The organism is Comamonas sp. lk (assembly GCF_900564145.1).
GTDB lineage: Bacteria > Pseudomonadota > Gammaproteobacteria > Burkholderiales > Burkholderiaceae_C > Comamonas.
In genome coordinates this window covers 506,061-530,530 of sequence record NZ_UOOB01000001.1, presented here as the reverse complement: position 1 = coordinate 530,530, position 24,470 = coordinate 506,061, and the positions used below count along the sequence as shown (strand labels likewise).

The following is a 24,470-nucleotide window of genomic DNA, read 5'->3' as shown; positions in this document are numbered from 1 at the left end:
ATCATTTGTTTCTGAAGCTGTCGTGGCAGCTCTTGCAGCTGTTGGCCGCAGGGCCGAAGGCGGCTTTGAGGTTGTCCAGATTGCCGGTCTTGGCCGCCGCATTGAGCTTGACGGTTTCCGCCTCCATCTTGCCGCTCAGATCATGAAACTTGGCCTGCTCCTTCCAGATCTCGGGCTTGGCCTTTCCGCCATCGGTTCCAGTACCAAAACCCGACCAGGGCAGCTTGGCCATGAAAGCCACGATCTCGGCGCTTTCCTGCGCGCTCTTGGCATCAAAAGGGATCTTGCCATTGGCCATGGCACCCAGACGGCCAAAGTGCGTGCCCATGACACTCAGAGCACTTTGGCGATACTTGATGGCATCTTCGGGTTTGGAAAATTGCGCCGAAGCCGGCAGGGCCACGGTGGCGATCACGGCAACCAGAGCCAGGGTGGAGAAAGCTTTCATCGGGGTATCCTTTCTTTTGAAACAACAATCTACCGTCGGTAGCGGCCAGCGCAGTATCGCAGAGGAGACTCGCAAGCTTGGCGCTCCAAATCCAGGCCTGGGCGCGCCAGCCAAGCCCCTGGACGCACCTCACGGCACAATGCAGGCAGTCGCAATCCGCATTTCTCAATCCACCCGGATGGAGCACCTTCATGAATGAGCCTGTCAAGCACACTCTCAGCCACAGCTCTCACACCGTTCGAATCTGGGATTTGCCCACGCGCCTGTTCCACTGGCTGCTGGCCTTGTGCATCGTGGCCCTGGTGGTGACGGCCAAGCTGGGCGGCAATGCGATGAACTGGCATTTGAGCCTGGGGCATGCCGTGCTGGCCTTGCTGATTTTTCGCCTGCTCTGGGGCCTGGTCGGCGGTTACTGGTCGCGCTTTGGCAATTTTTTCCATTCACCCGCCGCGCTGCTGCGCCATGTGCGCGGCAAAGGCCGTGTGCAGGACAGTGCCGGCCACAGTCCGCTGGGCGCCTTGTCGGTTTTTGCCATGCTGCTGGTCTTGATGGCTCAGGTTGGCAGCGGCTTGCTCAGCGATGACGAAATTGCCTTCAGCGGCTCGCTGACCCGCTTTGTCTCAGGCGACACGGTTTCTCTGGCCACCAACTACCACGTCCACTGGGGCCAGTATCTGATTTACGCACTGCTGGGCCTGCATCTGGTGGCCGTGGCTTACTACAGCCACAAGAAACGCGGTCTGGTCACTGCCATGGTGACCGGCGACAAAACCCTGGAATTGCCTGTCCCCAGCACCCGCGATACAGCGGCCAGACGCTTGCTGGCAGCGGCACTGGCAGTGCTGGCATCCGGCCTCGCCTGGTGGGTGAACCAGCTGGGTCACAGCGCAGGATTTTGAATCCGGTCAGGGCAGAGTTGTCAGCCAAGCTTTAACCATGCAAAGCGCTTGCCGCTACACTGACTCTTCTTTCATCATTGCCAAGTTGCTGTGGACAAGCCTGCCGTGGACTTGCTGAACCCCACTCAACCGGAAGAAATGCACCAGGTGCGCCAGATCTTCCGAGAGTATGCGGACAGCCTGAGTATCGACCTGGAATTTCAAGGATTCGAGTCGGAAATCGCCGATCTGCCCGGTGAATATGCCAGCCCCCGTGGCCAGCTGCTGCTGGCATGTGTGGACGGAGCCCTTGCGGGCTGCTGTGGTCTGCGGCCGCTTGACGACTGCGACTACCCGAATGCGGCAGAAATGAAGCGCCTTTTTGTGCGCAAGCCCTTCAGAGGTTTTGGCCTGGGCCGTCAGCTGGCAGAGGCCATGCTGGATGCCGCCAGACAAGCGGGGTACGACCATGTGCTGCTCGACACGCTGGACGAGATGGAGTCCGCGCGAGCCCTCTATGTGGATCTGGGCTTCGAGCCCATCGAGCCTTACTATCACAACCCCTTGCAGGGTGCGCACTACCTCAAGGTCGCTTTGTACTGAACGCCTCCATAGATCCACAAAAAACCTGCACCAGCAAAAACGCCCAGACCATAGGTCCGGGCGTTCTGCATTTCGGCACCAGCCCCGCGGCATGGCAGCAGGGCTTTGTGGCAACCGGAGCCGGCCTCAGAGGGACGCGAACTCCGGCAAGCCGTGTGTTAAGCCTTGACTTGTTGCAGCAGTGTGTCGGCGTCGCTGACTTCGAACTTGCCAGGACCTTCCACGTTCAGCGAAACCAGCTTGCCATCCTTGACCAGCATGGAGAAGCGGTTGGCGCGCAGGCCCAGGCCCTTGCCGTTCAGATCCAGCGTCAGGCCCACGGCCTTGGCGAAAGCGGCATCGCCGTCGGCGATCATGCGCACCTTGCCGGCCACCTTCTGGTCACGACCCCAAGCGCCCATCACGAAAGCGTCGTTCACGGACAGGCACCAGATCTCGTCCACGCCTGCAGCCTTGAATTCCTCGGCCTTGGCCACGTAGCCAGGCAGATGCTGTGCGGAGCAGGTGGGAGTGAAAGCACCGGGCAATGCGAACAATGCAATGGTCTTGCCGGCCAGCGCTTCAGGCAGCTTGACGGGGTTGGGGCCAATGCTGCAGCCATTGCCTTCCACTTCCACATACTCCATCAAGGTCACTGCGGGCAGGGAGTCTCCAACTTTGATCATTACTATCTCCTTTTGGGGTGCAAAACAGGCCCACCGAAATGGCGGGTCCGGAAACGAAAAAACGACCCACATTGTGGGTCGTTTTCTAGGGCTTTGCAGCCGGTGTGCCTAGTTAGGCTTACACCAGAGCAGCCTTTTGCACCAAGCGGGTAGCAACCCAGTTCTTGGTCTTGGAGAGAGGACGGCTCTCGGTGATTTCAACCACGTCACCCAGCTTGTACTCACCTTGCTCGTCGTGAGCGTGGTACTTGCTCGACTTGATCATGATCTTGTCGTAGATAGGGTGCTTGACGCGGCGTTCAACCAGAACGGTCACAGTCTTGGCACGCTTGTCGCTGACCACCTTGCCAATCAAGGTGCGCTTGAGGGATGTTTTAGCTTCCGTCATGTCGGCTCCTTACTTAGCGGCTTGCTTTTCAGCAAGGATGGTCTTGGCACGAGCGATGTCACGGCGTGTAGCCTTGATAGTCGCAGTGTTGCCCAGTTGTTGCGTGGCTTTTTGCATGCGCAGACCAAAGTGAGCCTTTTGCAAGGACTTCACTTCAGCTTCCAGACCGGCCACGTCTTTTTGGCGGAGTTCAGCAGATTTTGTCATGTTGATCTCCTTAAGCACCAATGTGACGAGACACGAAGGTCGTACGCAGAGGCAGCTTTGCAGCAGCCAGGCGGAACGCTTCACGAGCCAGCTCTTCAGGCACACCCACGATTTCGTAGATCACCTTGCCGGGCTGAATTTCGGCCACGTAGTACTCGGGGTTGCCCTTACCGTTACCCATACGCACTTCGGCGGGCTTGGTAGAGATTGGCTTATCCGGGAACACGCGGATCCAGATACGACCACCACGCTTGACGTGACGGGAAATTGCACGACGTGCAGCTTCGATCTGGCGGGCCGTCAGACGGCCGCGGTCAGTGGACTTCAGGCCGAAGTCACCGAAAGCAACGGAGTTACCACGCGTTGCGATACCGGTGTTGCGACCCTTTTGCTCCTTGCGGTATTTGCGGCGAGCAGGTTGCAGCATCTTTATTCTCCTTTACCGTCCGCTGCAGCTGCAGCGGGCGCGTCAGTCTTGCGAACGCGCTTAACGGAATCAGCACCAGCGCCGGCAGGCTTATCGCTGCCATCGGCAGGAGCCGCATTGGTGCCAGCGGGACGACGACCACCACGGCCAGCGCCGTCGCGGCTATCACGACGACCATCGCGACGGGGGCCGCGAGGACGGCGTTCGTCGTCAGGACGAGGCGTTTCCACAGCGGGCAGGTCGTTACGGCCCAAGGTATCACCCTTGTAGACCCAGACCTTCACACCGATGATGCCGTATGTCGTCTTGGCTTCGGAGAAGCCGTAGTCGATGTCGGCACGCAGTGTGTGCAGTGGCACGCGGCCTTCACGGTACCACTCAGTACGAGCGATTTCGATACCGTTCAGACGGCCAGAAGACATGATCTTGATGCCTTGAGCACCCAGACGCATGGCGTTCTGCATGGCGCGCTTCATGGCGCGACGGAACATGATGCGCTTTTCCAGCTGCTGAGTGATCGAGTCAGCGATCAGCTTGGCATCGATTTCGGGCTTGCGCACTTCTTCGATGTTCACAGCAACAGGCACGCCCAGGCGAGTAGCGAGTTCCTTCTTCAGGGCCTCGATGTCTTCACCCTTCTTGCCGATCACCACGCCCGGACGAGCCGAGAAAATGGTGATGCGGGCGTTCTTGGCAGGACGCTCGATCAGAATGCGCGAAACGGCAGCATTCTTCAGCTTGGCCTTCAGGTACTCACGAACCTTGATGTCTTCGGCCAGCATGCCGGCGAAATCACGGTTGCTTGCGTACCAACGGCTTGCCCAGTTGCGGCTCACCGCCAGACGGAAGCCGGTAGGATGGATTTTCTGTCCCATATTCTTCCTTTAGGCCTCAGTTACCCACTGTCACATAGATGTGGCAGGTAGGCTTGCTGATGCGGTTGCCACGGCCTTTGGCGCGAGCAGTAAAACGCTTGAGCGTGGTGCCTTGCTCGACGTAGATGGTCGTAACCTTCAGTTCGTCGATGTCAGCGCCGTCATTGTGCTCAGCGTTAGCGATAGCGGATTCCAGAACCTTCTTCAGGATCACAGCAGCTTTTTTCTGTGTGAATTGGAGAATGTTCAAGGCTTGATCCACCTTCTTGCCACGGATCAGATCCGCGACGAGGCGACCCTTGTCAACCGACAAGCGGACGCCACGGAGAACAGCACGTGTTTCAGACATGTTCTATTCCTTACTTCTTGGCTTTCTTGTCCGCTGGGTGTCCCTTGAAGGTACGAGTCAGCGCGAATTCACCCAGCTTGTGGCCAACCATCTGGTCAGTCACATAAACCGGCACGTGTTGCTTGCCGTTGTGCACGGCAATGGTCAGACCGATGAAATCGGGCAGAACCATGGAACGACGCGACCAGGTCTTCACTGGCCTTTTGTCCTTGGTGGCAACGGCCTTTTCGACCTTGGCCAGCAAGTGATGGTCAACAAACGGGCCCTTTTTGAGAGAACGAGTCATTTGCTACCCCTTACTTCTTACGACGCGAAACAATCATCGATTGAGTGCGCTTGTTGTTACGGGTGCGGTAGCCCTTCGTCAGGTTACCCCATGGGTCAACTGCGTGACGGCCTTCACCGGTCTTGCCTTCACCACCACCGTGCGGGTGATCCACAGGGTTCATCACCACACCGCGAACGGTAGGACGAATACCCATCCAACGCTTCACACCGGCCTTGCCCAAACGGCGCAGGCTGTGTTCTTCGTTGGCAACTTCACCGATCGTGGCGCGGCACTCGATGTGCACCTTGCGGACTTCGCCCGAACGCATACGCACTTGAGCGTAGATGCCTTCGCGAGCCAGCAGAGTGGCAGAAGTACCAGCCGAACGTGCGATCTGAGCACCAGCACCGATCTTCAGTTCGATACAGTGAATGGTCGAACCCACGGGGATGTTGCGGATAGGCAGAGTGTTGCCCACGCGGATAGGAGCTTCGGAGCCGCTAACGATAGTGGCGCCCACTTCCAGGTTGCGAGGAGCAATGATGTAGCGACGCTCGCCGTCTGCGTAGCACACCAGAGCGATGTGAGCAGTACGGTTTGGATCGTATTCAATGCGCTCGACCTTGGCGGGAATACCGTCCTTGTCGCGCTTGAAGTCCACCACGCGGTAGTGGTGCTTGTGACCACCGCCCTTATGGCGAACCGTGATGTGACCGTTGTTGTTACGACCGGCCTTTTGGAACTGAGGTTCCAGCAGAGCGGCGAAACCTGCACCCTTGTGCAGATGGTCACGTGTAACCTTTACCGCGCCACGTTGGCCGGGGGTCGTAGGTTTGAGCTTGATAACAGCCATGATTACGCTGCCTCCCCAGACAGGTTCAGCTCTTGACCGGGCTTGAGCATCACGTAAGCCTTGCGCACATTGTCGCGGCGGCCAACGGTCTTGCCGAAGCGCTTGGTCTTGCCCTTGGTGTTCACCACGGAAACGCCAGCCACTTCAACCTTGAACATCAATTCCACAGCGGCCTTGATTTCGGGCTTGGTAGCGTTCTGCAGCACCTTGAATGTCACAGCATTGGACTTTTCAGCAACCAGAGTGGCCTTTTCGGACACGATGGGAGCGACCAGCACTTGCATCAGACGACCTTCGTCAAACTTGAGTGTGCTCATGCGAACATCTCCTTGAGTTTGTCGATCGCACCCTTGGTGATGAGCACTTTCTTGTAGTGCACCAGCGACACGGGGTCTGCATAGCGCGGCTCAACCACGAACACGTTCTTCAGATTGCGGGATGCCAGGTACAGGTTTTCGTCGATTTCGTCGGCGATCACCATGACCGAAGAGTCCAGGTTCATGGCCTTGAACTTGTCGGCCAGCACCTTGGTCTTGGGTGTATCCAGCGTCAGCGATTCCACGACTGCCAGACGGCCTTCACGGGCCAGCTGCGACAGAATGGCTGTCATACCAGCGCGGTACATCTTCTTGTTGATCTTCTGCGTGAAGTTTTCTTCAGGCAGATTCGGGAAGATGCGACCGCCGCCACGCCACAGAGGCGAGGACGACATACCAGCACGTGCACGGCCAGTACCCTTTTGTTTGAAAGGCTTGGCAGTGGTGTGACGGACTTGTTCACGATCCTTCTGGGCGCGAGTGCCTTGACGTGCGTTGGCACGGTAGGCGATCACCAGCTGGTGGACCAGGTCTTCGTTGAATTCACGACCGAACACGGTCTCGGGTGCATCGAACTTCGATGCAGCCTGGCCTTGTTCATTCAGGAGTTCGAGCTGCATTAGTTCGCTCCTTTAGAAGCTGTAGCCTTGATGGCGGGACGCACTGTCACAAAGCCACCCTTGGAGCCAGGAACAGCGCCCTTGATCAAGAGCAGTTGGCGTGCTTCGTCGATACGAACCACGTCGAGGTTTTGTGTAGTAACGGTTTCGTCGCCCATGTGGCCGGTCATACGCTTACCGGGGAACACGCGACCTGGGTCTTGTGCCATACCGATCGAGCCGGGGACATTGTGCGAACGGCTGTTACCGTGCGAAGCGCGCTGCGAACTGAAGTTGTGACGCTTGATGGTACCGGCGTAGCCCTTACCAATGGAAGTGCCTTGCACGTCCACCTTTTGGCCAACGCTGAACAGTTCTGCCACGGGCAGAACAGCACCAGCGGCGTACTTGCCAGCAGTTTCTGCAGTCACTTGGAATTCGCGGGTCACTTCACCGGCTTCCACACCTGCCTTAGCAAGGTGGCCGGCTTGAGGCTTGGTCACGCGAGAGGCCTTGCGTGTACCGAATGTGACCTGCAGGGCCACATAGCCATCGTTCTCTTGGGTTTTGACCTGAGTCACGCGGTTGTTAGATACATCCACCACTGTGACAGGCACTGCGTCCCCATCATCAGTGAACAGACGCATCATGCCCACCTTGCGACCCAGCAACCCCAGGGAGTTGCTCAGACTCATTTGTTTGCTCCAAAACTTCCGCCGCTGAAACTGCAATTGGCCCAGCGTTGCGCTCCGCTGCTCAGAGCAACTTGCGCACGAAAGAAGGTTAATAAAACTTCGCATCAAAGGCGAAGCCCTAAAGTTTAACGCGAACTGCTTTTTCAAGCAAGTTCGCGTTAAATAAAGACCCTTAAAAGCCCCCTAGAGGGCCTTCAAAACTCTTATTGCAGTTTGATCTCGACGTCCACACCTGCGGGCAGGTCCAGCTTCATCAGAGCGTCAACCGTCTTGTCAGTCGGATCAACGATATCCATCAGACGCTGGTGCGTACGGATTTCGAACTGGTCGCGGCTGGTCTTGTTGACGTGAGGCGAACGCAGGATGTCGAAACGCTTCATGCGTGTCGGCAGGGGCACGGGACCCTTGACGATAGCGCCGGTACGCTTGGCGGTGTCAACGATTTCAGCTGCAGACTGGTCGATCAACTTGTAATCGAAAGCCTTCAGGCGGATGCGGATTTTTTGCTTGGACATTATTAATTCCCAGTGTTTCTAAGAATTACGCAATGACCTTGGCAACCACGCCAGCGCCCACGGTACGGCCACCTTCGCGGATAGCGAAGCGCAGACCTTCTTCCATGGCGATGGGGTTGATCAGCTTCACAGTGATCGACACGTTGTCACCAGGCATAACCATTTCCTTGCCTTCTGGCAGCTCGATGGAGCCGGTCACGTCAGTTGTACGGAAGTAGAACTGAGGACGGTAGTTGTTGAAGAAAGGAGTGTGGCGACCGCCTTCGTCCTTGGACAACACATACACTTCAGCAGTGAAGTGAGTGTGGGGCTTGATCGAGCCGGGCTTGCACAGCACTTGGCCACGTTCCACGTCTTCACGCTTGGTGCCGCGCAGCAGCAGACCCACGTTGTCACCAGCTTGACCTTGGTCCAGCAGCTTGCGGAACATTTCCACGCCGGTCACGGTCGTCTTGACGGTGTCCTTGATACCGACGATTTCGATTTCTTCGCCGACCTTGACGATACCGCGTTCGATACGGCCAGTCACCACGGTGCCACGACCGGAGATCGAGAACACGTCTTCCACGGGCATCAGGAAAGCGCCATCGATAGCGCGATCAGGTGTAGGAATGTAAGTGTCCAGAGCTTCAGCCAGCTTCAGGATGGCGGGCTCGCCCTTGTCGGATTGGTCACCTTCCAGGGCCAGCTTAGCGGAGCCGCGGATGATGGGGGTGTCGTCGCCGGGGAAGTCGTACTTGGACAGCAGCTCGCGCACTTCCATTTCGACCAGTTCCAGCAGTTCTTCGTCGTCCACCATGTCAGCCTTGTTCAGGAAGACGATGATGTAAGGCACGCCAACTTGACGCGACAGCAGGATGTGTTCGCGAGTTTGGGGCATGGGGCCGTCAGCGGCCGAGCACACCAAGATAGCGCCGTCCATTTGAGCAGCGCCGGTAATCATGTTCTTCACATAGTCAGCGTGACCGGGGCAGTCAACGTGAGCGTAGTGGCGATTAGCGGTTTCGTACTCAACGTGCGAAGTGTTGATCGTGATACCACGGGCCTTTTCTTCAGGCGCGTTGTCGATCTGGGAGTAATCCTTGGCTTCGCCGCCGAAGTGCTTGGACAGCACAGTGGCGATAGCGGCCGTCAGAGTGGTCTTACCATGGTCCACGTGACCGATGGTGCCCACGTTGACGTGGGGCTTGGTGCGCGAAAATTTTTCTTTTGCCATTGCAATTTCTCCAGATAAAAGAGCGTACCTGTGTAATGTTTAAGGTCTGCACCGCATTGCTGATTCGCCCCGCACAGGTGACAGGACGGCATGCAATCGCAGACCGGCAACTAAAACCCGAAAACCGACATGCGGTTTTCGGGTGAACTTCGGATTATGACCGAAATGCTTACTTAGCGCGAGCGGCCACAATGGCTTCCGCCACGTTACGAGGAGCTTCAGCGTAGTGCTTGAACTCCATCGTGTAGCTGGCGCGGCCTTGTGTCATCGAACGCAGCGTAGTGGCGTAGCCGAACATTTCCGACAAAGGCACTTCTGCCTTGATGGCCTTGCCGCCACCAACCATGTCGTCCATGCCCTGCACCATGCCGCGACGGGAAGACAAGTCACCCATCACGGTACCGGCGTAGTCTTCAGGCGTTTCCACTTCCACAGCCATCATGGGCTCGAGGATGACGGGGCTGGCCTTGCGAGCAGCTTCCTTGAAACCGAAGATAGCGGCCATCTTGAACGCCATTTCGTTCGAGTCCACATCGTGGTACGAACCGAAAGTCAGCGTGACCTTCACGTCCACCACGGGGTAGCCAGCCAGCACGCCGGAAGTCAGGGCTTCGATCACGCCCTTTTCCACCGCAGGGATGTATTCGCGAGGAACCACACCGCCCTTGATGGCGTCCACGAACTCAAAGCCCTTACCGGCTTCTTGAGGTTCGACAGTGAACACCACGTGGCCGTATTGACCCTTACCGCCGGACTGACGAACGAACTTGCCGTCGATGTCCACAACCTTCTGGCGAATGGTTTCGCGGTAGGCAACCTGGGGCTTGCCCACGTTAGCTTCCACGTTGAATTCGCGCTTCATGCGGTCAACAATAATTTCCAGGTGCAGCTCGCCCATACCGGCGATGATGGTCTGACCGGATTCTTCGTCGGTACGCACGCGGAAGGAAGGATCTTCAGCAGCCAGGCGCGACAGGGCGATACCCATCTTTTCCTGGTCAGTCTTGGTCTTGGGTTCCACAGCCTGTGCAATCACGGGCTCGGGGAAGACCATGCGTTCCAGCACGATAGGAGCATCCAGAGCGCACAGCGTTTCGCCGGTGGTCACGTCCTTCAAGCCCACGCAGGCAGCGATGTCGCCGGCGCGAATTTCTTCGACTTCCACGCGGTCATTCGCCATCATCTGCACGATACGGCCGATACGCTCCTTCTTGCCCTTGACCGAGTTCAGCACGGTTTCACCCTTGCTCAGAACGCCGGAGTACACGCGCACGAAAGTCAGCTGGCCCACGAAGGGGTCGGTCATCAGCTTGAATGCCAGTGCCGAGAACTTCTCTGCATCGTCAGCCTTGCGCGACAGCTTCTTCTCTTCGTCATCGGGATCGGTACCGGTAACGTCAGGAATGTCCACAGGAGCGGGCAGATAGTCGATCACGGCGTCCAGCATGCGCTGAACACCCTTGTTCTTGAACGCGGTGCCGCACAGCATGGGCTGAATTTCGGTGGCCAGGGTGCGGGTACGCACGCCGAGCTTCACTTCTTCTTCAGTCAGAGTACCTTCTTCCAGGTACTTGTTCATCAGCTCTTCGCTGGCTTCAGCAGCGGCTTCGACCAGGTTTTCGCGCCACTTGTTGGCGGATTCCACCAGCTCAGCGGGAATCTCTTGGTATTCGAACTTCATGCCCTGGGAAGCTTCGTCCCAGATGATGGCCTTCATCTTGACCAGGTCGATCACGCCCTTGAAGTTGTCTTCAGCGCCGATTGGGATCACCACGGGCACGGGGTTGGCGTTCAGACGAGTCTTCATGCCTTCATAGACCTTGAAGAAGTTGGCACCGGTACGGTCCATCTTGTTCACGAAGGCCAGACGAGGCACCTTGTACTTGTTGGCCTGACGCCACACAGTTTCGGATTGGGGCTGCACGCCACCCACGGCGCAGTACACCATGCAAGCACCGTCCAGCACGCGCATGGAACGTTCCACTTCAATAGTGAAGTCCACGTGGCCGGGGGTGTCGATGATGTTGAAGCGGTGCTCGGGGTAGGACAGGTCCATGCCCTTCCAGAAGCAGGTCACTGCAGCGGAAGTGATGGTGATACCACGCTCTTGCTCTTGCTCCATCCAGTCGGTGGTAGCAGCGCCGTCGTGCACTTCACCCAGCTTGTGGGTCACGCCGGTATAGAACAGGATACGTTCGGTGGTAGTTGTCTTACCTGCGTCAATGTGAGCAGAAATACCGATGTTGCGGTAGCGCTCAATGGGAGTCTTGCGAGCCATGATGATCCTTGATTGATCGAGGAGAAAGTTTGCTACCGCCAGCCTCTTGGGCATGCAGCGCAGCAACTTAAATGGGGATGCTCTTAATCGAGACAAGGCCGCAAGCAAACATTGCGTGCGGCCTGTCAGCTTATCGAGCGAAGGTCGATTAGAAGCGGAAGTGGCTGAATGCCTTGTTGGCTTCGGCCATACGGTGCACTTCGTCACGCTTCTTCATGGCGCCGCCACGGCCTTCGGTTGCTTCCAGCAACTCGTTGGCCAGACGTTGAGCCATGGACTTTTCACCGCGCTTGCGGGAGGCTTCCTTGATCCAGCGCATGGACAGAGCCAGGCGACGGACGGGACGCACTTCAACGGGCACTTGGTAGTTAGCACCACCAACGCGGCGGGACTTCACTTCGACCATGGGCTTGACGTTGTTGATAGCAACCACGAAGGCTTCCAGAGGATCCTTATCGGGGTGCTTCTTGGCGATCAGGTCCAGAGCACCGTAAATGATGCGCTCTGCAACAGCCTTCTTGCCGCCTTCCATGATCACGTTCATGAATTTGGACAGCTCGACATTGCCGAACTTTGGATCCGGCAGAATTTCACGTTTGGGGACTTCGCGACGACGTGGCATTTTTTACCTCTATCTTTGCTTCAGTTGGCGTTGTTTCCAACACCGCGAGAGCCAATCAAGGACTCCCACTTACTCGACCCACGCAAAACACTTGCGTTTGGGGTCACTTCGCTGAATCTCGCGCCACGCGGGATACAGCACCTGTTTTTTTGTTCAAAGGAACAGTGCTTACTTAGCCTTAGGCTTCTTGGCACCGTACTTCGAACGGGATTGCTTACGGTCCTTGACGCCTTGCAGGTCAAGCGAACCGCGCACGATGTGGTAACGCACACCGGGCAAATCCTTCACACGGCCGCCGCGCACGAGCACAACGCTGTGTTCTTGCAGGTTGTGGCCTTCACCGCCGATGTACGAAATAACTTCGAAACCGTTGGTCAGACGAACCTTGGCCACCTTACGCAGAGCCGAGTTAGGCTTCTTAGGCGTGGTGGTGTACACACGGGTGCACACGCCACGGCGTTGGGGGCAGTTTTCCATAGCAGGGCTCTTGGATTTAACAACTTCTACCGTGCGGCCCTGACGCACGAGTTGGTTAATGGTTGGCATTAAATAACGTCCCTAAACGTGAATTTGCTTCGTGAAAAGCGAAAACGTGAATCCCTTCGGAAATTCCGAAAAGCCCTCGAATGTACCAGCTTGCGAAACCTAGCACAAGCACTAGCTTGCGATAGCCTCAGCTTGCGCAAGCTTTAAAGCCTGTCTTCGAGGCAAGCCCGCCGACTCGGAGGTCGCACGGGCGCAGGCTCTGTGAATTACTTGATCCAGAGGCGGATGGTGTCCCACAGGCGGCCGAAGAAACCGGCCTGCTCCACCGCCTCCAGCGCCACCAGTGGCACTTCCGCCACAGTGTCGGTACCGATCTTCACCTTGAGCGTCCCCATGGACTGGCCCTTGGCAATGGGCGCGATCAGCGGGTCCTGGCGCACCACTTCGGTGCTCAGCTTGCCGCCACTGCCCGAAGGCACGGTGACGACAATCGGGCCGCCGGCACGGCCGATCTTGACCGTATTCGCGGCGCCCTTCCAGACGGCAGGCGTTGCCACGGGCTGATCGCCATCGAACAGCTTGACGGCGTCATAGGCGGTATAGCCCCAATTCAACAGCTTCTGGCTTTCGTTGGCGCGCGCCTTCTCGCTGGCCGTGCCCAGCACGATGGACAGTAGACGGCGCTGACCCACATTGGGCAGATCGCGCTTGGCCGTGGCCACCAGGCAGTAGCCGGCCGCATTGGTGTGACCGGTCTTCAGGCCGTCCACAGTCGGATCGCGGAACAGCAGCGAGTTGCGATTGTTGCCGTTGGAGGCCGGCGTGCCCGGATAGGCATAGTGCTTGGTCGCGTAGTAATGCATGTACTCGGGAAAGTCATGCATCAGGCGCTGCGCCAGGATGGACAGGTCGCGTGCCGTGGTCAGGTGACCGGGCTCCGTCAGACCTTCGGGGTTCTTGTAGCTGGTGTTCTTCATGCCCAGGGCTTTGGCCTGGTCATTCATCATCTTGACGAAGTTTTCCGCCGTGCCGCCCACGGCTTCGGCCAGGGCCATGGTCGCGTCATTGCCCGACTGGATGATCATGCCGCTGACCAGATCGTTCACCGGCACCTGCATCTTGGGGTCGATGAACATGCGCGAGCCAGGCATCTTCCAGGCGCGCTCGCTCACGGGCATGGTCTGCTCCAGCGTGATCTTCTTGGCACGCAGGGCGTCAAACACCACATAGGCACTCATGAGCTTGGTCAGCGAGGCTTGCTCGACAGGCGCGTCAATGTCCTTAGCGCCCAACACCTGACCGGCGGTCACGTCCACCAGCAGATAGTTGCGGGCGGCAATTTCGGGAGGGATGGGAGCGGCCACCTGGGCCATGGCGAACACGGGAGCGACTGCGGCAGCAACCGCCAGCACGCGCAGTGTGGAATAGATGGGCTTCATAAAGAAAACTCTCGCTAAAGCAAAGGTATACGCGGTCAATCACCGGCAAAAATGGCTGAAGCTCAATTGGTAATTGGGCTCAGCGCTATGAAAATACAGGGGTTGAATACCGGAGGCGTTTCACGGACTCAGCCCCTGCTTGGGCGCCTGCAACGCGGGCGACCAGGGCAATTGCTGGTTACGAGTTCAGGTGGCGCACCACCAGATTCTTGAGCAGCGGCAATTGTCCGTGAAAGAAATGGCCCACCTGCGGGATGACGGTAACAGGCAGTATCTGCGGGCCCGCCCAGCCCATGACGGCAGACAGGGCCACCGTGTCATCGGCCTCGCCGTGGATGACCAGGGTGCGATCGTGGGCCTCGGGCGGCACCGGCGCCACATCGAAGCGGCTGGCGGCCGTGCCGACAAACACGGCTTTTTCCACCCGGCCCTCGGCCCAGAGGGCGGCCAGGGTGTGACTCATGACAAAGGCGCCAAACGAGAAACCGGCCAGAGCGATCGGGCCTTCAGGCGCAACCTGGCGCACCACGGCCAGCATGTCCTCGAACTCGCCACGCCCGGCATCATGCTCGCCGGCACTGGCGCCAACCCCACGGAAGTTGAAGCGCACCGCCGTATAGCCGCATTGCACAAAAGCACGCGCCAGGGTCTGCACCACCTTGTTGTCCATGGTGCCGCCAAACAGCGGATGGGGGTGGGCAATGATGGCCACGCCGCGCGAGCTCTGACCGGGGGCCAGTGCAGGCGCATCGCGCAGGGCTTCGATGGCTCCGGCGGCGCCGGTCAGCGTGAGTCGTTCGGTTTGCGAATTCAATTTGCTATCCTAGTTGTAGCACTTAGCGTCTGCATTTATTGGATAGAGGCATTAAACAGCCTCAAGTTCCTTGAGAATTCAGCGCCCCACGCTATCAGGAAGTTGAAGGCGCTCCACCACCTTGCCGTTCTTGAGGTGGGATTCGACGATCTCGTCGATGTCGCTGTTGTCGATGAAGGTGTACCAGACGCCCTCGGGGTAGACCACGGCCACCGGGCCGCCGGCGCAGCGATCGAGACAGCCGGCCTTGTTCACCCGCACCTGGCCCTTGCCCGCCAGGCCTTCTTGCTTGACGCGCTGCTTGCAGTGGTCAAAACCCTCTTTGGCGCCGTGCAGGGCGCAGCAATCCTCGCCGTTGAGGCGCTCATTGAGGCAAAAGAAGATGTGGCGCTGATAGTAGCCAGGGTTTGGGGTGTCGCTCAAGGTGTCGCTCATAGTGCGGCCATTCTAGGCAGAGCGTTCGGGCCTTGACACGTTCACCACCACATATGCAAGCGTCACGTAAGGCCAGAGCCAGCCCAGCCACTGGCCCAGCCCGTAAAAGCGGATGAAGCGGCCCTGCTCCCAGGCCTGCAGGGTTTGCGAGAAATACGCATTGGTGGGCGCCTGATTGAGGATGCTCAAATGCAGCACCAACACCAGCAGCAGCAGCACGCCGCAGATGCGCCGCGGCAGCGGCAGCGCCACCAGCGCCAGCCCCAGCCCGCCCCAGGTACCCAGGCGCACGGGCAGATCCACCCACTCCCAGGCATGGGCCGGCCCCCAGCTGAGTGCGGCAGACAAGGCCGTGGCCGCAACGCCGGCACTCATCAATACAGCGGCAGCCAGTGCGCGCCGCCCCATATGGCGCATGGCGCAATAGGCCAGCAGACAGGGAATCCACAGCCCCAGCGTGACGCAAAGCATCTCGGTCACCAGGGACAGCGGCATCACCGGCGTCATGTTCAGCGGTAGCCAGACTTCGAAGGGCGTACCCAGCAGCAAATCCTGCACCCAGTCATCGAGCCGCTCCAGCACCTGGCCCAGACTGAAAGGCACGGCAGCCGGAAACAGCAGGGCAAACGGCCACAGCGCCAGCAGCACCAGCACGCCGGCCCCGCCCTCGCCCACCCAGCGGGCACGAAACGCGCTCCAGCGCGAAAGCGCCCCCAGCTTCTCCAGCAGCATGGCCACCAAGGCGCCGATCAGCGTGCCGGCCGCGTTGAGCAGCAAATCCATGTTCGAGGGCACACGCCTGGGCAGGTAGATCTGCAAAAACTCCATGCACAGCGACAGCAGCGTGCCCGCGACAAAGGCCAGCGGCACCGCCGCCCTCGGCTTGCCCGAGCGCATCAGCGCCAGCGCCAGGAAAAAGCCCAGCGGCGCGTAGCCTACGATGTTGGTATTGACGTCAAACCAGGTCCAGTACGGCGGGGGTACCTTGGCCAGCAAGAACACCTGCGGCTCAATCCCCTGGGCGCGCCAGCCCTCGAACGGGAACAGGCTGGCAAACACGATCAGCATGGCATACACCGCCGCCAGCGGCCAGGCCGTGGTGTTGCGAATGGAGATAACCGGCAGCGACGATACGGACTGTGCGCTCTCAGACACGATAAGCCCCAGCTTTCAGCAAGCCATCAAAACGGTTTGACCACCACCAAAATCACGGCCGCCACCAGCAGCAGCACCGGCACCTCGTTGTAGAAGCGGAACCAGCGATGGCTTTTGTGACAGGTATTGGCCTGCAACTTGCGCAGCAGCACAAAGCAGCTGTGGTGATAGCCAATGACCAGCAGCACCACGGCCAGCTTGGCATGCAGCCAGCCGCCGGCAAAGCCCCAGCCCAGCCACAACCACAGCCCCAGGCCCAGAGCGGGCACGGCCAGCATGGTGGTAAAGCGCAGCAGCTTGCGCGCCATCAACAGCAGGCGCTCGCGCTCGGCAACCGACTGCGGCGCCACCATGGCCAGATTGACGAAGATGCGTGGCAGATAGAACAAGCCGGCGAACCAGCTGGCGACAAATACGATGTGAAAGGCTTTGACCCAGAGCATGAGGCCCAGTGTAAGCCGCTGCCAGCGCCTGTGCGAACCTTAGTCCAAACAGCCGTCGCCAACGTCATTGCCGACCGGGTTACGCGGCAGGCAAAAAGTCGCGGGGCCGTGAATGGGGCACAATTTTCGCCATGCATCTGTCTAGCCCCACTCCTTTTCCCCAGAATCGTCCGCGCCGCCTGCGCCGCGATGCTTTCACCCGCAATCTGGTTCGCGAGAACGTGCTGACGCCCCACGACTTCATCTACCCGGTATTTGTGCACGAAGGCACGAACCGCCGCGAAGCCGTGCCGTCCATGCCTGGCGTGGACCGCCTGAGCCTGGATCTGCTGCTGCCCGTGGCCGAGGAATGCGTGAAGCTGGAGATTCCCTACCTGGCCCTGTTCCCCGCCATTGACACCAGCCTGAAGACACCCGACGGCCGGGAAGCGCTGAACCCCGACGGCCTGATCCCCCGCGTGGTGCGCGCCCTGAAAAAGGAATTCCCCCAGCTGGGCGTGATGACCGATGTGGCGCTGGACCCCTATACCAGCCACGGCCAGGACGGCATCCTGGACGAGACCGGCTACATACTCAACGACGAAACCACCGAAGTGCTGGTGGGCCAGGCGCTGAACCACGCCGAAGCCGGCGTGGACATGGTCGCCCCCAGCGACATGATGGACGGCCGCATTGGCGCCATTCGCGAAGCGCTGGAGCTGCAAGGCCATATTCACACCCGCATCATGGCCTACAGCGCCAAGTACGCCAGCGCCTTCTACGGCCCCTTCCGCGATGCCGTGGGCACGCGTGGCGCCCTGGGCAAGGCCGACAAGAACGTCTACCAGATGGACCCCGCCAACACCGACGAAGCCCTGCGCGAAGTGGCGCTGGACATCGCCGAAGGCGCCGACATGGTGATGGTCAAACCCGGCATGCCGTATCTGGACGTGGTGCGCCGCGTCAAGGACGAGTTCAAGGTCCCCACCTTCGCCTACCAGGTGTCGGGCGAGTACGCCATGATCAAGGCCGCTGCGGCCAACGGCTGGCTGGATCACGACGCCGTGATGATGGAAGCCCTGCTGGCCTTCAAGCGCGCCGGCGCCGACGGCATCCTGACCTATTTCGCCATAGCCGCCGCCAAGAAGCTGCGCGGCGGCAAATGAAATTGATAGCTGCCTGCGCATATCGCGCTTGCGCCTGAAGCCCATTCAGGCATGATTTCACGGCCCGGGAACGCCTTCCGGGCCGTTTTGTTTTGAATTCACGTTGACATCAAGGTCGCTTTCCATGCGCGTGCTGCACATCACTCCCCAACAAGCCCGGCCTCTGGATGCGCTGCCGCAAGCGGCGCCCGAGACCGGCTTTTACTGGGTCTCCTGCACACGCGCCCAGTTGGAGGCACAGCTGCCCCAGGTTCAAGCCATGCTCGGCCGCGTGGGCGGCGCGGCGCTGGTGGATTTGCATGTCTCGGACTTGCTCAACCCCCAGCTGCCGTCGAATTACGACTACACCTCGGCCTACGACATCCTGGTGTTCCGCCGCCTGGCCACGGCCCATCTGCCGCCGCTGACGGCCATAGGCAAGGCCGCCCCTGCTGCTGCTCCGACTGCTGCGGCACCGGCTGCCGCAGTATCGACTGCCGCAGCCCCCGTCATCCCGCCCATTTCCGTGCAGCCTGCGGCAGCGGACGGCAAGCCGGCCCAAGCTGCACCTGCCTCGCACCGCCCTGCCCATCACAGTACGGGTAGCGCCGGCAGCCGCGACACCGCCGTGCTGCAGCGCGTGGAAACCCAGCCCGTGGGCTTTGCGCTGTACGACAAGGTCTTGCTGTCCGTGCACCCGGACGAATGCTTTTTGCGCGAAAGCTTCTGGCAGCGGCTGGAGTCGGGCACCGTCAAGAGCGACGGGCGCACCAGCAATACCAAGATGCCGGTGGAGCCTGCAGATCTGATGCTGCGCATGGTCAACACCATGGTCGACGGCTATCTGGATCTGCGCCGCAGCCTGACCCGCCAGATCGATCACTGGCAGCTGGCCCTGCTGCGCCCCAACAAGCGCTTCACCAGCTGGAACAGCGTGCTCGACGTGCGCCTGGCCCTGCACCAACTCGATGAAATCTGCGAAGACCAGCGCGCCAGCGTGCAGGACTGGACCGAGGCACTGGAAGGCTGGCCGCCCGAAAGCACACCCGCCCGCCAGCACGAGCGCGAACTGCTGCGCGTGCGCTCACGCGACGTGCTCGAGCACATAGAACGCGTGACCCACCACATTCACCGCATGGAGCAAAGCGCCGAGACCGCCGTGCAGATGCACTTCTCGGCCCAGAGCAACCGCGCCAACGACATCATGCGCACGCTGACCACGGTGACGGCCATTTTCCTGCCGCTGAACCTGATTGCCGGCATCTTCGGCATGAACTTCGAGTTCATCCCGCTGGTGCACAAAAAAGACGGCTTCATCTGGGCCCTGATTTCCATGCTCTTGATCTCGGTGCTCCTGATTGCCTACTTCTGGCGCCGCCGCTACCTGGAAAGCGAAGAAAAAGAGTAAAAAAATAGCGCCAAGCCCATATTCATCATGGGCAAGGCGCTATGGTTTTTACCGGCTATGGCCGGCTGACATCAACCCAGATGCTGGGCGAAGAAGGCCAGCGTGCGCTCCTTGGCCTGGGCAGCAGCGGTGGCGTTGTAGGAACCGCGCAGATCGCAGTTGAAGCCGTGATCGGCCTCGTAGATATGGACCTCTACCTTGGGCTGGGCTTGCTTGAAGGCTTGCACCGACTCCAGCGAGATGTAGTGATCCAGCGTACCGAAGTGGGCTAGCACCGGGCACAGCGCCTGGCGGCTGGCTTCCAGCTCGCTCGTCATGCCCCCGCCGTAATAGCAGACCGCCGCCGAGATGCTGGCCAGCTCGCAGGCCGAGCGCCAGGTCATCAGTCCGCCCCAGCAAAAACCCACCACGCCAATCTTGCCGCCGGGCACCAGCGTGGCCGCATGGGCCACGGCCGCTTCCACATCGCGCAGCACGCCGGGAGCGGGCAAGGCCTCCACCGCACCCTTGAGGGCAAAGCCCTGCTGCATATCGTCTTCGGTGTAGCCCAGGTCCACATCGGCTTGCACGCGGGCAAACATGGCGGGAGCCACGGCTACATAGCCCTCGGCGGCATAGCGGTCGGCCACCGAACGGATATGGCTGTTCACGCCAAAAATCTCTTGCAGCACCACGATGGCGCCACGCGGCTTGCCTTCTGGCAGAGCCACATAAGCCGGCGTTTTTGCGCCATCCACGGCTGTCAATTCCACAAAACTACCCATATCAAGCTCCTCTTTTCGTTGCACAAGTCGCACGTCCGGCGTGCGTTCGCAGCCTGTTTCACCCATGTCGGCAAGCTGGGTGCTGTAATGGCTGCTGCGCGCCGGCGATCCGGCCATTTTTTCACAGGAGTGTTCATGGAGAGCAAAGCCTCCCGACGAAAAGTTGCCCTCATCACCGGCGGCAGCCGCGGCATAGGAGCGGCCACCGCCTTGCTAGCCGCAGCACAAGGCTGGGATGTGCTGACCCTGGGCCTGGCCCAGGAGGTGGCCGATGCAATCGTGTGGCTGATGGGCGATGGCTCACACTACACCACAGGCAGTCTGATCGAAATTTCCGGAGGCAATCTCTAATGGATCTCAAGCCGCTGATTACGCTGGTCGCCATCATCAACCCGCTGGCCATTGTTCCGTTCTTCATCCACTACACCGAGGGCCTGAGCCCGCAACAGCGCCGGCAGACCATTCGCACCGCCGCCTTTGCCGCGTTTTGCGTGATTGCCGTCTGCGCCCTGCTGGGCCTGCAAATCCTGCAGTTCTTCAATATCTCGCTGCAAAGCTTTCAGGTGGGCGGCGGCCTGCTGCTGCTGCTCAGCGCCATGAACATGCTCAATGCACGCCCGGCCGAAGAGCGGCCGAACAACTCCACGCTGGAGGCCGGCGTGGAAAAAGCCGCCATGGGCAACAGCATTGCCGTCGTGCCGCTGACCATTCCGCTGTTGACCGGACCGGCCGCCATGTCCACGGTGGTGATCTATGCCGACCAGGCCCGCACCGTCTGGCAGCACATCTCGCTGGTGGGCTATGGCGTGGTGGTGGCGCTGGCCGTGGTGATCTGCTTTTCGCTGGCCGATCCGATTGCCCGCGTGCTGGGCAAGACCGGCATCAACGTGATGACCCGGCTGATGGGCCTGATTCTGGCCGCCCTGGCAATCGAGGTGATGGCCGGCGGTCTGATCAAGATCTTCCCCATCCTGGCCTCACCTGCGATCTACCCCTGAGCTACTAAGGGGGCGCGCTTGTTTATGCGGTATGCGCTACCTGGCGTTCTGCGCTACCGCAGGCTCCGCCACAGCCGGTGATCAGCTCCGCAGGCAGGGCTTCGGGCGTCAGCAACTGTCCCGTGACGGGATCAAAGCCCGTGCTGCGCATATGCAGGGCCAGGGCCGCATCCATGTTTTGCGCATGGTGGCTGAACCAGGGGCCCAGCTCGGCCGCCATGTGGCGGATGCTTGCCAGATCGCCTTGCGCGCCCTTGACAGCGCCTTCGCGCATGACGGCCAGCACCACCTTGTGCTGCTGGCTATGGCAGTTGCCCGTAGCAAAGCCGGTGGTCTGCATCCAGCGATCTTCCTGATCGAAGTGATGCTGGGTATGCGCGATCAACGCCTCCCACAGCGCCGGCAGCTGCGCATCGTCGGCAGCTTCCACCTGCGCCAGCAAGGCCACGAACTCCTCATGCACGGCATCCATGACAGGCAGATCCAAAACGAGAGCGGGCGTCCATTCCAGGCTGGCCATAGCGATTCCTTTGCGTTGCGGTTGGCAGGTCATCGCAGCTTAGGAAATACCGACCCGGCGGCCATTGACCCACATCAGCAAAGCCGCGCGCCATGCCCGAAACGGATCAAAAAAGCCCTGCATGGCAGGGCTTGATCGAGAAGTGCAACGACGCTCAGCGCCCGTAGCCCTGCAACCAGCGGCTGACCTGGGCGGTGACATCGTCCACGCTGCGGGCCATGGCCTGGGCGCCGCCCGCTGCATCATTGGAGGCGGCCGGCGTCTGGGCCGTAAAAACCTTCTGGCTCAGCAAGGCATTTCCTGCGCCGCCGCTGGCTCGGCCTATCAGGCTGGCACGCAAGCGCACCACGGCCTGGCTGGTCTGCGCACTGTCGAACACCTGGCTGAACTCATCGATCTCCACGCGCAGCACGCCAATCGTGCGCTTGTCGCTCACCGTGGCGCTGACATTGTCTTTTTCGGTGAGGATGGGGCGCTCCTGACCCAAACGGATGCGCAGGCGCTGCTCCATCATCTGGGCCGGTGGCAGGCCCCAACGCGCATTCTGATAGGCGCGCAGCTGCTGGCTGTCCGCATAGTTCAGACGGTAGAACATGGCCGTCGTGCCGTCGGGCAAGCCCGGAGTCTGGACCTCGGCCAGCACCAGCGGCGTCAGCGCCGTAGCGGGTGCCGCCGCACTGGCAGGCTGCGCACCCAGATCGGCCAGCCCCAGGTCGTAACGCACGGGCTGGATGGGAGCCGTGGGCAGGCCGGAGCAGGCGGCCAGCGCCAGCACCAGACCGGCCGCGCCGAAAGCGCCCAGCAGCCGGCGGCCGAAGATTGAAGTGTTTTGCAATGCCATCACGATTCCTTGTTCCTGATTCAGCGGCTGGCGGCAGGTGCGGCAAAGCCGGGCTCGCCGGGTCCGGGCATGCCAGCGCCGGCACCGTAGATCACGGCTTGCGGGTTGTCGCTGAAGCGGCTGGCCACATTGCTCATGGTGCGTGCAGCACGGGAGACTTCGTCTGCCGCATTGTTCACCCGTGGCAGCGTGCCCCGGCCCATGCTCTCGGCGGCCTGGGTCAGCGCCTGCGTGCCCTGGGCAATCTGCTGCAGCGGTCCGTCAGGCGCGTTGACCCTGCGCACCGTCTGCTGCAGCTCGGTGGCCACGCCGGTGGCCGCATCGCTGGCCTTGCTCAGGGATTGCAGCGTCTGGTGCGCGTCGGCGGTGATTTGCGGAAAGCCTGCGGCCGCCTTGTTCAGGGTGGCCGACAGCTCGGTGACACCGCCCGCCGCCGTGGCAATATTCTCCAGCGCCGCGCTCACGCGCTGCTGGTTGCCCTCGCCCAGCATGGCGTTCAGACGGCGCGAGATTTCATCCACCCGTTCGAGCAGCACCGGCCCCTGGTCGGCCAGCATATTGAGTGGCGAGGAACGCATGACCAGGCGCGGCAGGCCGCTGGGGCCGGGCTTGAGCGCCTGCTCGGCGGACTTGCCGTCGTCAAGCTGGATATGGGCCAGCCCCGTCACGCCTTGGTAGCCCAGCTGGGCAAAGGTATTGGGAGTGACCGGAGTGTTCTCGCCCACCGCAATGCGGATCAGCACATTGCCGGGAATCTGCGGGTCAAAGCCGATGCGCACCACCTTGCCCACGGGCACGCCTTTGTAGCGCACCGTGGCCTGGGGCTGCAGACCGCTGACGCCGTCCTTGGTCGTCAGCTCGTAGAGCTGGTATTCGCGGTTGTCGCGTGTGAGCCAGACCGCCAGTCCGGCCAGCAAAGCGGCGACCAGCAGCACAAAAATGCCGGCCGCCATGGCATGAGACTTGTTTTCCATCAGCTTTCCTCTGCGGCCAGGCCGCCTTGCACCGGGGCCATGGCGCGTCGGCCGCGATCGCCCTGGAAGAAGTGTTCGATAAACGGGTGTTCGACTTCGGCCACATCGCGTGGCGCACCGGTGAACAGCACTTTTTTCTCGGCCAGCACCGCCACACGGCTGGACAGGGCAAACAGCGTGTCCAGATCGTGGGTGACCATGATTACCGTCAGGCCCAGCTCGCGGTGAATGTCGAGCAGCAGCTCGCAGAATTCGTCTGAGCCGTTCGGGTCCAGCCCGGCCGTGGGTTCGTCCAGCAGCAGCAGCGGCGGATCCATCATCAGCGCCCGCGCCAGGGCCACGCGCTTGATCATGCCGCCGGACAAATCCGAGGGCATGCGTGCGGCGTGCTCGGGCTTCAAGCCCACCATCTGCAGCTTGACCAGGGCGGCATCGCGCACCACTTCGTCGGGCAGCGTGCCCCGCTCGCGCAGCGCAAACGCAATATTGTCCAGCACGTTGAATGCCGAATACAGCGCACCCTGCTGGAACAGCATGCCCACATGGCTGGCAGCCAGCTCGCCGCTGATGACTTCGCGCGAAGGCCGACCATCAATGGTCACCGTGCCCCGGGAAGGCGTGAGTAGACCCAGGATCTGACGCAGCAGCACGGTCTTGCCCGTGCCCGAGCCGCCCACCAGGGTCAGGATTTCGCCGGGGTAGACGTTCAGATTCAGGTCCTGGTGAACGGCAAAGCGCGACTCGCCAGAGCCGAACTCGGTCCACAAATCCCTGGCCTGCACCAGCGGCTGTTGGTCTTCCGGGGGGCTGTAGTCGCCCACAGCGCCAGCTATCGATGGCTTTTGACTAGAGGAGGTCATGTCGCT

At 60.4% G+C, this 24,470-nt stretch carries 32 protein-coding genes and 1 pseudogene; 6 read left to right on the top strand and 27 right to left on the bottom strand.

Translation table 11 applies throughout. The features are described 5' to 3' along the window. Position 1: 1 nt before the first annotated feature. Complete coding sequence (locus tag EAO39_RS02425; protein WP_120965883.1) at positions 2–448, bottom strand: cytochrome c; 447 nt, start codon at positions 446–448, stop codon at positions 2–4. A gap of 191 nt (positions 449–639) precedes the next feature. Here EAO39_RS02425 and EAO39_RS02420 point away from each other — a divergent pair, with 191 nt between their 5' ends. Then, on the top strand, positions 640–1,347 hold the full coding sequence (locus EAO39_RS02420; protein ID WP_120965881.1) for a cytochrome b/b6 domain-containing protein: 708 nt from the start codon (positions 640–642) through the stop codon (positions 1,345–1,347). Positions 1,348–1,437: 90 nt separating this feature from the next. Further along, positions 1,438–1,929, top strand: coding sequence for a GNAT family N-acetyltransferase (locus EAO39_RS02415; protein WP_120965879.1), 492 nt, complete (start codon positions 1,438–1,440; stop codon positions 1,927–1,929). A gap of 158 nt (positions 1,930–2,087) precedes the next feature. Here the strand turns inward: EAO39_RS02415 and EAO39_RS02410 are convergent, their stop codons facing one another. From EAO39_RS02410 to EAO39_RS02310, 21 genes are all read right to left on the bottom strand, one after another. Then, the gene (locus tag EAO39_RS02410) at positions 2,088–2,594 is read right to left on the bottom strand and encodes a peroxiredoxin (protein WP_120965877.1); all 507 of its coding nucleotides are present in this window, start codon (positions 2,592–2,594) and stop codon (positions 2,088–2,090) included. A gap of 118 nt (positions 2,595–2,712) precedes the next feature. Next, positions 2,713–2,982, bottom strand: coding sequence for a 30S ribosomal protein S17 (rpsQ, locus tag EAO39_RS02405; protein ID WP_003059401.1), 270 nt, complete (start codon positions 2,980–2,982; stop codon positions 2,713–2,715). Between the two features lie 9 nt (positions 2,983–2,991). Beyond that, positions 2,992–3,189: a 50S ribosomal protein L29 gene (gene rpmC / locus EAO39_RS02400; RefSeq protein ID WP_003059403.1), complete on the bottom strand. Its 198-nt coding sequence runs from the start codon at positions 3,187–3,189 to the stop codon at positions 2,992–2,994. Between the two features lie 10 nt (positions 3,190–3,199). Then, positions 3,200–3,616, bottom strand: coding sequence for a 50S ribosomal protein L16 (rplP, locus tag EAO39_RS02395; protein WP_099739885.1), 417 nt, complete (start codon positions 3,614–3,616; stop codon positions 3,200–3,202). A gap of 2 nt (positions 3,617–3,618) precedes the next feature. Continuing rightward, entirely contained in the window at positions 3,619–4,491 is an 873-nt protein-coding gene (gene rpsC, locus EAO39_RS02390) for a 30S ribosomal protein S3 (protein ID WP_120965875.1), read from the bottom strand. 16 nt (positions 4,492–4,507) lie between these two features. Further along, entirely contained in the window at positions 4,508–4,840 is a 333-nt protein-coding gene (rplV, locus tag EAO39_RS02385; RefSeq protein ID WP_120965873.1) for a 50S ribosomal protein L22, read from the bottom strand. Positions 4,841–4,850: 10 nt separating this feature from the next. After that, entirely contained in the window at positions 4,851–5,126 is a 276-nt protein-coding gene (rpsS, locus tag EAO39_RS02380; protein WP_120965871.1) for a 30S ribosomal protein S19, read from the bottom strand. Between the two features lie 10 nt (positions 5,127–5,136). Further along, the gene (gene rplB / locus EAO39_RS02375; RefSeq protein ID WP_120965869.1) at positions 5,137–5,961 is read right to left on the bottom strand and encodes a 50S ribosomal protein L2; all 825 of its coding nucleotides are present in this window, start codon (positions 5,959–5,961) and stop codon (positions 5,137–5,139) included. 2 nt (positions 5,962–5,963) lie between these two features. Next, positions 5,964–6,278: a 50S ribosomal protein L23 gene (gene rplW / locus EAO39_RS02370; RefSeq protein ID WP_066483824.1), complete on the bottom strand. Its 315-nt coding sequence runs from the start codon at positions 6,276–6,278 to the stop codon at positions 5,964–5,966. Further along, positions 6,275–6,898 carry a 50S ribosomal protein L4 gene (rplD, locus tag EAO39_RS02365; protein ID WP_120965867.1) on the bottom strand — a complete coding sequence of 208 codons (624 nt, stop codon included), beginning with the start codon at positions 6,896–6,898 and terminating at the stop codon, positions 6,275–6,277. Before rplD ends, rplW begins: the two co-directional genes overlap by 4 nt. Further along, positions 6,898–7,572 carry a 50S ribosomal protein L3 gene (gene rplC / locus EAO39_RS02360; protein ID WP_120965865.1) on the bottom strand — a complete coding sequence of 225 codons (675 nt, stop codon included), beginning with the start codon at positions 7,570–7,572 and terminating at the stop codon, positions 6,898–6,900. Before rplC ends, rplD begins: the two co-directional genes overlap by 1 nt. A gap of 203 nt (positions 7,573–7,775) precedes the next feature. Further along, complete coding sequence (gene rpsJ, locus EAO39_RS02355; RefSeq protein ID WP_003059431.1) at positions 7,776–8,087, bottom strand: 30S ribosomal protein S10; 312 nt, start codon at positions 8,085–8,087, stop codon at positions 7,776–7,778. Positions 8,088–8,112: 25 nt separating this feature from the next. Further along, positions 8,113–9,303, bottom strand: coding sequence for an elongation factor Tu (tuf, locus tag EAO39_RS02350; RefSeq protein ID WP_120965863.1), 1,191 nt, complete (start codon positions 9,301–9,303; stop codon positions 8,113–8,115). A 169-nt stretch (positions 9,304–9,472) separates the two neighbouring features. Then, positions 9,473–11,581 carry an elongation factor G gene (fusA, locus tag EAO39_RS02345; RefSeq protein WP_120965861.1) on the bottom strand — a complete coding sequence of 703 codons (2,109 nt, stop codon included), beginning with the start codon at positions 11,579–11,581 and terminating at the stop codon, positions 9,473–9,475. 148 nt (positions 11,582–11,729) lie between these two features. After that, positions 11,730–12,203, bottom strand: a complete 474-nt coding sequence (rpsG, locus tag EAO39_RS02340; protein WP_120965859.1) for a 30S ribosomal protein S7 — start codon at positions 12,201–12,203, stop codon at positions 11,730–11,732. A gap of 168 nt (positions 12,204–12,371) precedes the next feature. After that, positions 12,372–12,749: a 30S ribosomal protein S12 gene (rpsL, locus tag EAO39_RS02335; protein WP_012202325.1), complete on the bottom strand. Its 378-nt coding sequence runs from the start codon at positions 12,747–12,749 to the stop codon at positions 12,372–12,374. 206 nt (positions 12,750–12,955) lie between these two features. After that, the gene (locus EAO39_RS02330; RefSeq protein ID WP_120965857.1) at positions 12,956–14,128 is read right to left on the bottom strand and encodes a D-alanyl-D-alanine carboxypeptidase family protein; all 1,173 of its coding nucleotides are present in this window, start codon (positions 14,126–14,128) and stop codon (positions 12,956–12,958) included. 178 nt (positions 14,129–14,306) lie between these two features. Further along, entirely contained in the window at positions 14,307–14,942 is a 636-nt protein-coding gene (locus EAO39_RS02325; RefSeq protein ID WP_120965855.1) for an alpha/beta fold hydrolase, read from the bottom strand. 78 nt (positions 14,943–15,020) lie between these two features. Continuing rightward, positions 15,021–15,377: an NAD(P)H-dependent oxidoreductase subunit E gene (locus EAO39_RS02320; RefSeq protein ID WP_120965853.1), complete on the bottom strand. Its 357-nt coding sequence runs from the start codon at positions 15,375–15,377 to the stop codon at positions 15,021–15,023. A gap of 12 nt (positions 15,378–15,389) precedes the next feature. Next, positions 15,390–16,487, bottom strand: a complete 1,098-nt coding sequence (locus tag EAO39_RS02315; protein ID WP_162989630.1) for a VanZ family protein — start codon at positions 16,485–16,487, stop codon at positions 15,390–15,392. A 71-nt stretch (positions 16,488–16,558) separates the two neighbouring features. Next, positions 16,559–16,975: a CopD family protein gene (locus EAO39_RS02310; RefSeq protein ID WP_120965851.1), complete on the bottom strand. Its 417-nt coding sequence runs from the start codon at positions 16,973–16,975 to the stop codon at positions 16,559–16,561. 131 nt (positions 16,976–17,106) lie between these two features. On the opposite strand from EAO39_RS02310, the gene hemB reads away from it, so the two are divergent. Both hemB and EAO39_RS02300 read left to right on the top strand, forming a co-directional pair. After that, positions 17,107–18,120 (top strand): porphobilinogen synthase, encoded by a 1,014-nt coding sequence (hemB, locus tag EAO39_RS02305; RefSeq protein WP_120965849.1) that lies wholly within the window; start codon positions 17,107–17,109, stop codon positions 18,118–18,120. Positions 18,121–18,244: 124 nt separating this feature from the next. Next, positions 18,245–19,507: a magnesium transporter CorA family protein gene (locus EAO39_RS02300; RefSeq protein WP_120965847.1), complete on the top strand. Its 1,263-nt coding sequence runs from the start codon at positions 18,245–18,247 to the stop codon at positions 19,505–19,507. Between the two features lie 71 nt (positions 19,508–19,578). On the opposite strand, the gene EAO39_RS02295 is transcribed toward EAO39_RS02300, so the two are convergent. Next, complete coding sequence (locus tag EAO39_RS02295) at positions 19,579–20,271, bottom strand: dienelactone hydrolase family protein (protein WP_120970604.1); 693 nt, start codon at positions 20,269–20,271, stop codon at positions 19,579–19,581. A 249-nt stretch (positions 20,272–20,520) separates the two neighbouring features. On the opposite strand from EAO39_RS02295, the pseudogene EAO39_RS22815 reads away from it, so the two are divergent. Both EAO39_RS22815 and EAO39_RS02285 read left to right on the top strand, forming a co-directional pair. Next, positions 20,521–20,622 (top strand): annotated as a pseudogene (locus tag EAO39_RS22815) (NAD(P)-dependent oxidoreductase); the annotation flags it as partial. Next, positions 20,622–21,269 carry a MarC family protein gene (locus EAO39_RS02285; RefSeq protein ID WP_120965843.1) on the top strand — a complete coding sequence of 216 codons (648 nt, stop codon included), beginning with the start codon at positions 20,622–20,624 and terminating at the stop codon, positions 21,267–21,269. The pseudogene EAO39_RS22815 and the gene EAO39_RS02285, both read left to right, overlap by 1 nt. A 22-nt stretch (positions 21,270–21,291) precedes the next feature. Here EAO39_RS02285 and EAO39_RS02280 read toward each other — a convergent pair whose 3' ends face one another. The 4 genes from EAO39_RS02280 to EAO39_RS02265 form a co-directional block, all read right to left on the bottom strand. After that, positions 21,292–21,789 (bottom strand): hemerythrin domain-containing protein, encoded by a 498-nt coding sequence (locus EAO39_RS02280; protein WP_120965841.1) that lies wholly within the window; start codon positions 21,787–21,789, stop codon positions 21,292–21,294. A gap of 154 nt (positions 21,790–21,943) precedes the next feature. Further along, positions 21,944–22,630, bottom strand: coding sequence for an ABC-type transport auxiliary lipoprotein family protein (locus EAO39_RS02275; protein ID WP_120965839.1), 687 nt, complete (start codon positions 22,628–22,630; stop codon positions 21,944–21,946). A gap of 20 nt (positions 22,631–22,650) precedes the next feature. Further along, a complete protein-coding gene (locus tag EAO39_RS02270; protein ID WP_120965837.1) occupies positions 22,651–23,604 on the bottom strand; it encodes an MlaD family protein in 954 nt (317 codons plus the stop codon). After that, positions 23,604–24,464, bottom strand: a complete 861-nt coding sequence (locus EAO39_RS02265; protein WP_205589339.1) for an ATP-binding cassette domain-containing protein — start codon at positions 24,462–24,464, stop codon at positions 23,604–23,606. Before EAO39_RS02265 ends, EAO39_RS02270 begins: the two co-directional genes overlap by 1 nt. Positions 24,465–24,470 lie beyond the last annotated feature (6 nt).

Bases quoted from the DNA above. Each gene is read 5' to 3' on its own strand.
- EAO39_RS02425 (WP_120965883.1), bottom strand. From the start codon at position 448: ATGAAAGCTTTCTCCACCCTGGCTCTGGTTGCCGTGATCGCCACCGTG.
- EAO39_RS02420 (WP_120965881.1), top strand. From the start codon at position 640: ATGAATGAGCCTGTCAAGCACACTCTCAGCCACAGCTCTCACACCGTT.
- EAO39_RS02410 (WP_120965877.1), bottom strand. From the start codon at position 2,594: ATGATCAAAGTTGGAGACTCCCTGCCCGCAGTGACCTTGATGGAGTAT.
- rpsQ (WP_003059401.1), bottom strand. From the start codon at position 2,982: ATGACGGAAGCTAAAACATCCCTCAAGCGCACCTTGATTGGCAAGGTG.
- rpmC (WP_003059403.1), bottom strand. From the start codon at position 3,189: ATGACAAAATCTGCTGAACTCCGCCAAAAAGACGTGGCCGGTCTGGAA.
- rplP (WP_099739885.1), bottom strand. From the start codon at position 3,616: ATGCTGCAACCTGCTCGCCGCAAATACCGCAAGGAGCAAAAGGGTCGC.
- rpsC (WP_120965875.1), bottom strand. From the start codon at position 4,491: ATGGGACAGAAAATCCATCCTACCGGCTTCCGTCTGGCGGTGAGCCGC.
- rplV (WP_120965873.1), bottom strand. From the start codon at position 4,840: ATGTCTGAAACACGTGCTGTTCTCCGTGGCGTCCGCTTGTCGGTTGAC.
- rpsS (WP_120965871.1), bottom strand. From the start codon at position 5,126: ATGACTCGTTCTCTCAAAAAGGGCCCGTTTGTTGACCATCACTTGCTG.
- rplB (WP_120965869.1), bottom strand. From the start codon at position 5,961: ATGGCTGTTATCAAGCTCAAACCTACGACCCCCGGCCAACGTGGCGCG.
- rplW (WP_066483824.1), bottom strand. From the start codon at position 6,278: ATGAGCACACTCAAGTTTGACGAAGGTCGTCTGATGCAAGTGCTGGTC.
- rplD (WP_120965867.1), bottom strand. From the start codon at position 6,898: ATGCAGCTCGAACTCCTGAATGAACAAGGCCAGGCTGCATCGAAGTTC.
- rplC (WP_120965865.1), bottom strand. From the start codon at position 7,572: ATGAGTCTGAGCAACTCCCTGGGGTTGCTGGGTCGCAAGGTGGGCATG.
- rpsJ (WP_003059431.1), bottom strand. From the start codon at position 8,087: ATGTCCAAGCAAAAAATCCGCATCCGCCTGAAGGCTTTCGATTACAAG.
- tuf (WP_120965863.1), bottom strand. From the start codon at position 9,303: ATGGCAAAAGAAAAATTTTCGCGCACCAAGCCCCACGTCAACGTGGGC.
- fusA (WP_120965861.1), bottom strand. From the start codon at position 11,581: ATGGCTCGCAAGACTCCCATTGAGCGCTACCGCAACATCGGTATTTCT.
- rpsG (WP_120965859.1), bottom strand. From the start codon at position 12,203: ATGCCACGTCGTCGCGAAGTCCCCAAACGTGAAATTCTGCCGGATCCA.
- rpsL (WP_012202325.1), bottom strand. From the start codon at position 12,749: ATGCCAACCATTAACCAACTCGTGCGTCAGGGCCGCACGGTAGAAGTT.
- EAO39_RS02330 (WP_120965857.1), bottom strand. From the start codon at position 14,128: ATGAAGCCCATCTATTCCACACTGCGCGTGCTGGCGGTTGCTGCCGCA.
- EAO39_RS02320 (WP_120965853.1), bottom strand. From the start codon at position 15,377: ATGAGCGACACCTTGAGCGACACCCCAAACCCTGGCTACTATCAGCGC.
- EAO39_RS02310 (WP_120965851.1), bottom strand. From the start codon at position 16,975: ATGCTCTGGGTCAAAGCCTTTCACATCGTATTTGTCGCCAGCTGGTTC.
- hemB (WP_120965849.1), top strand. From the start codon at position 17,107: ATGCATCTGTCTAGCCCCACTCCTTTTCCCCAGAATCGTCCGCGCCGC.
- EAO39_RS02300 (WP_120965847.1), top strand. From the start codon at position 18,245: ATGCGCGTGCTGCACATCACTCCCCAACAAGCCCGGCCTCTGGATGCG.
- EAO39_RS02295 (WP_120970604.1), bottom strand. From the start codon at position 20,271: ATGGGTAGTTTTGTGGAATTGACAGCCGTGGATGGCGCAAAAACGCCG.
- EAO39_RS02285 (WP_120965843.1), top strand. From the start codon at position 20,622: ATGGATCTCAAGCCGCTGATTACGCTGGTCGCCATCATCAACCCGCTG.
- EAO39_RS02280 (WP_120965841.1), bottom strand. From the start codon at position 21,789: ATGGCCAGCCTGGAATGGACGCCCGCTCTCGTTTTGGATCTGCCTGTC.
- EAO39_RS02275 (WP_120965839.1), bottom strand. From the start codon at position 22,630: ATGGCATTGCAAAACACTTCAATCTTCGGCCGCCGGCTGCTGGGCGCT.
- EAO39_RS02270 (WP_120965837.1), bottom strand. From the start codon at position 23,604: ATGGAAAACAAGTCTCATGCCATGGCGGCCGGCATTTTTGTGCTGCTG.
- EAO39_RS02265 (WP_205589339.1), bottom strand. From the start codon at position 24,464: ATGACCTCCTCTAGTCAAAAGCCATCGATAGCTGGCGCTGTGGGCGAC.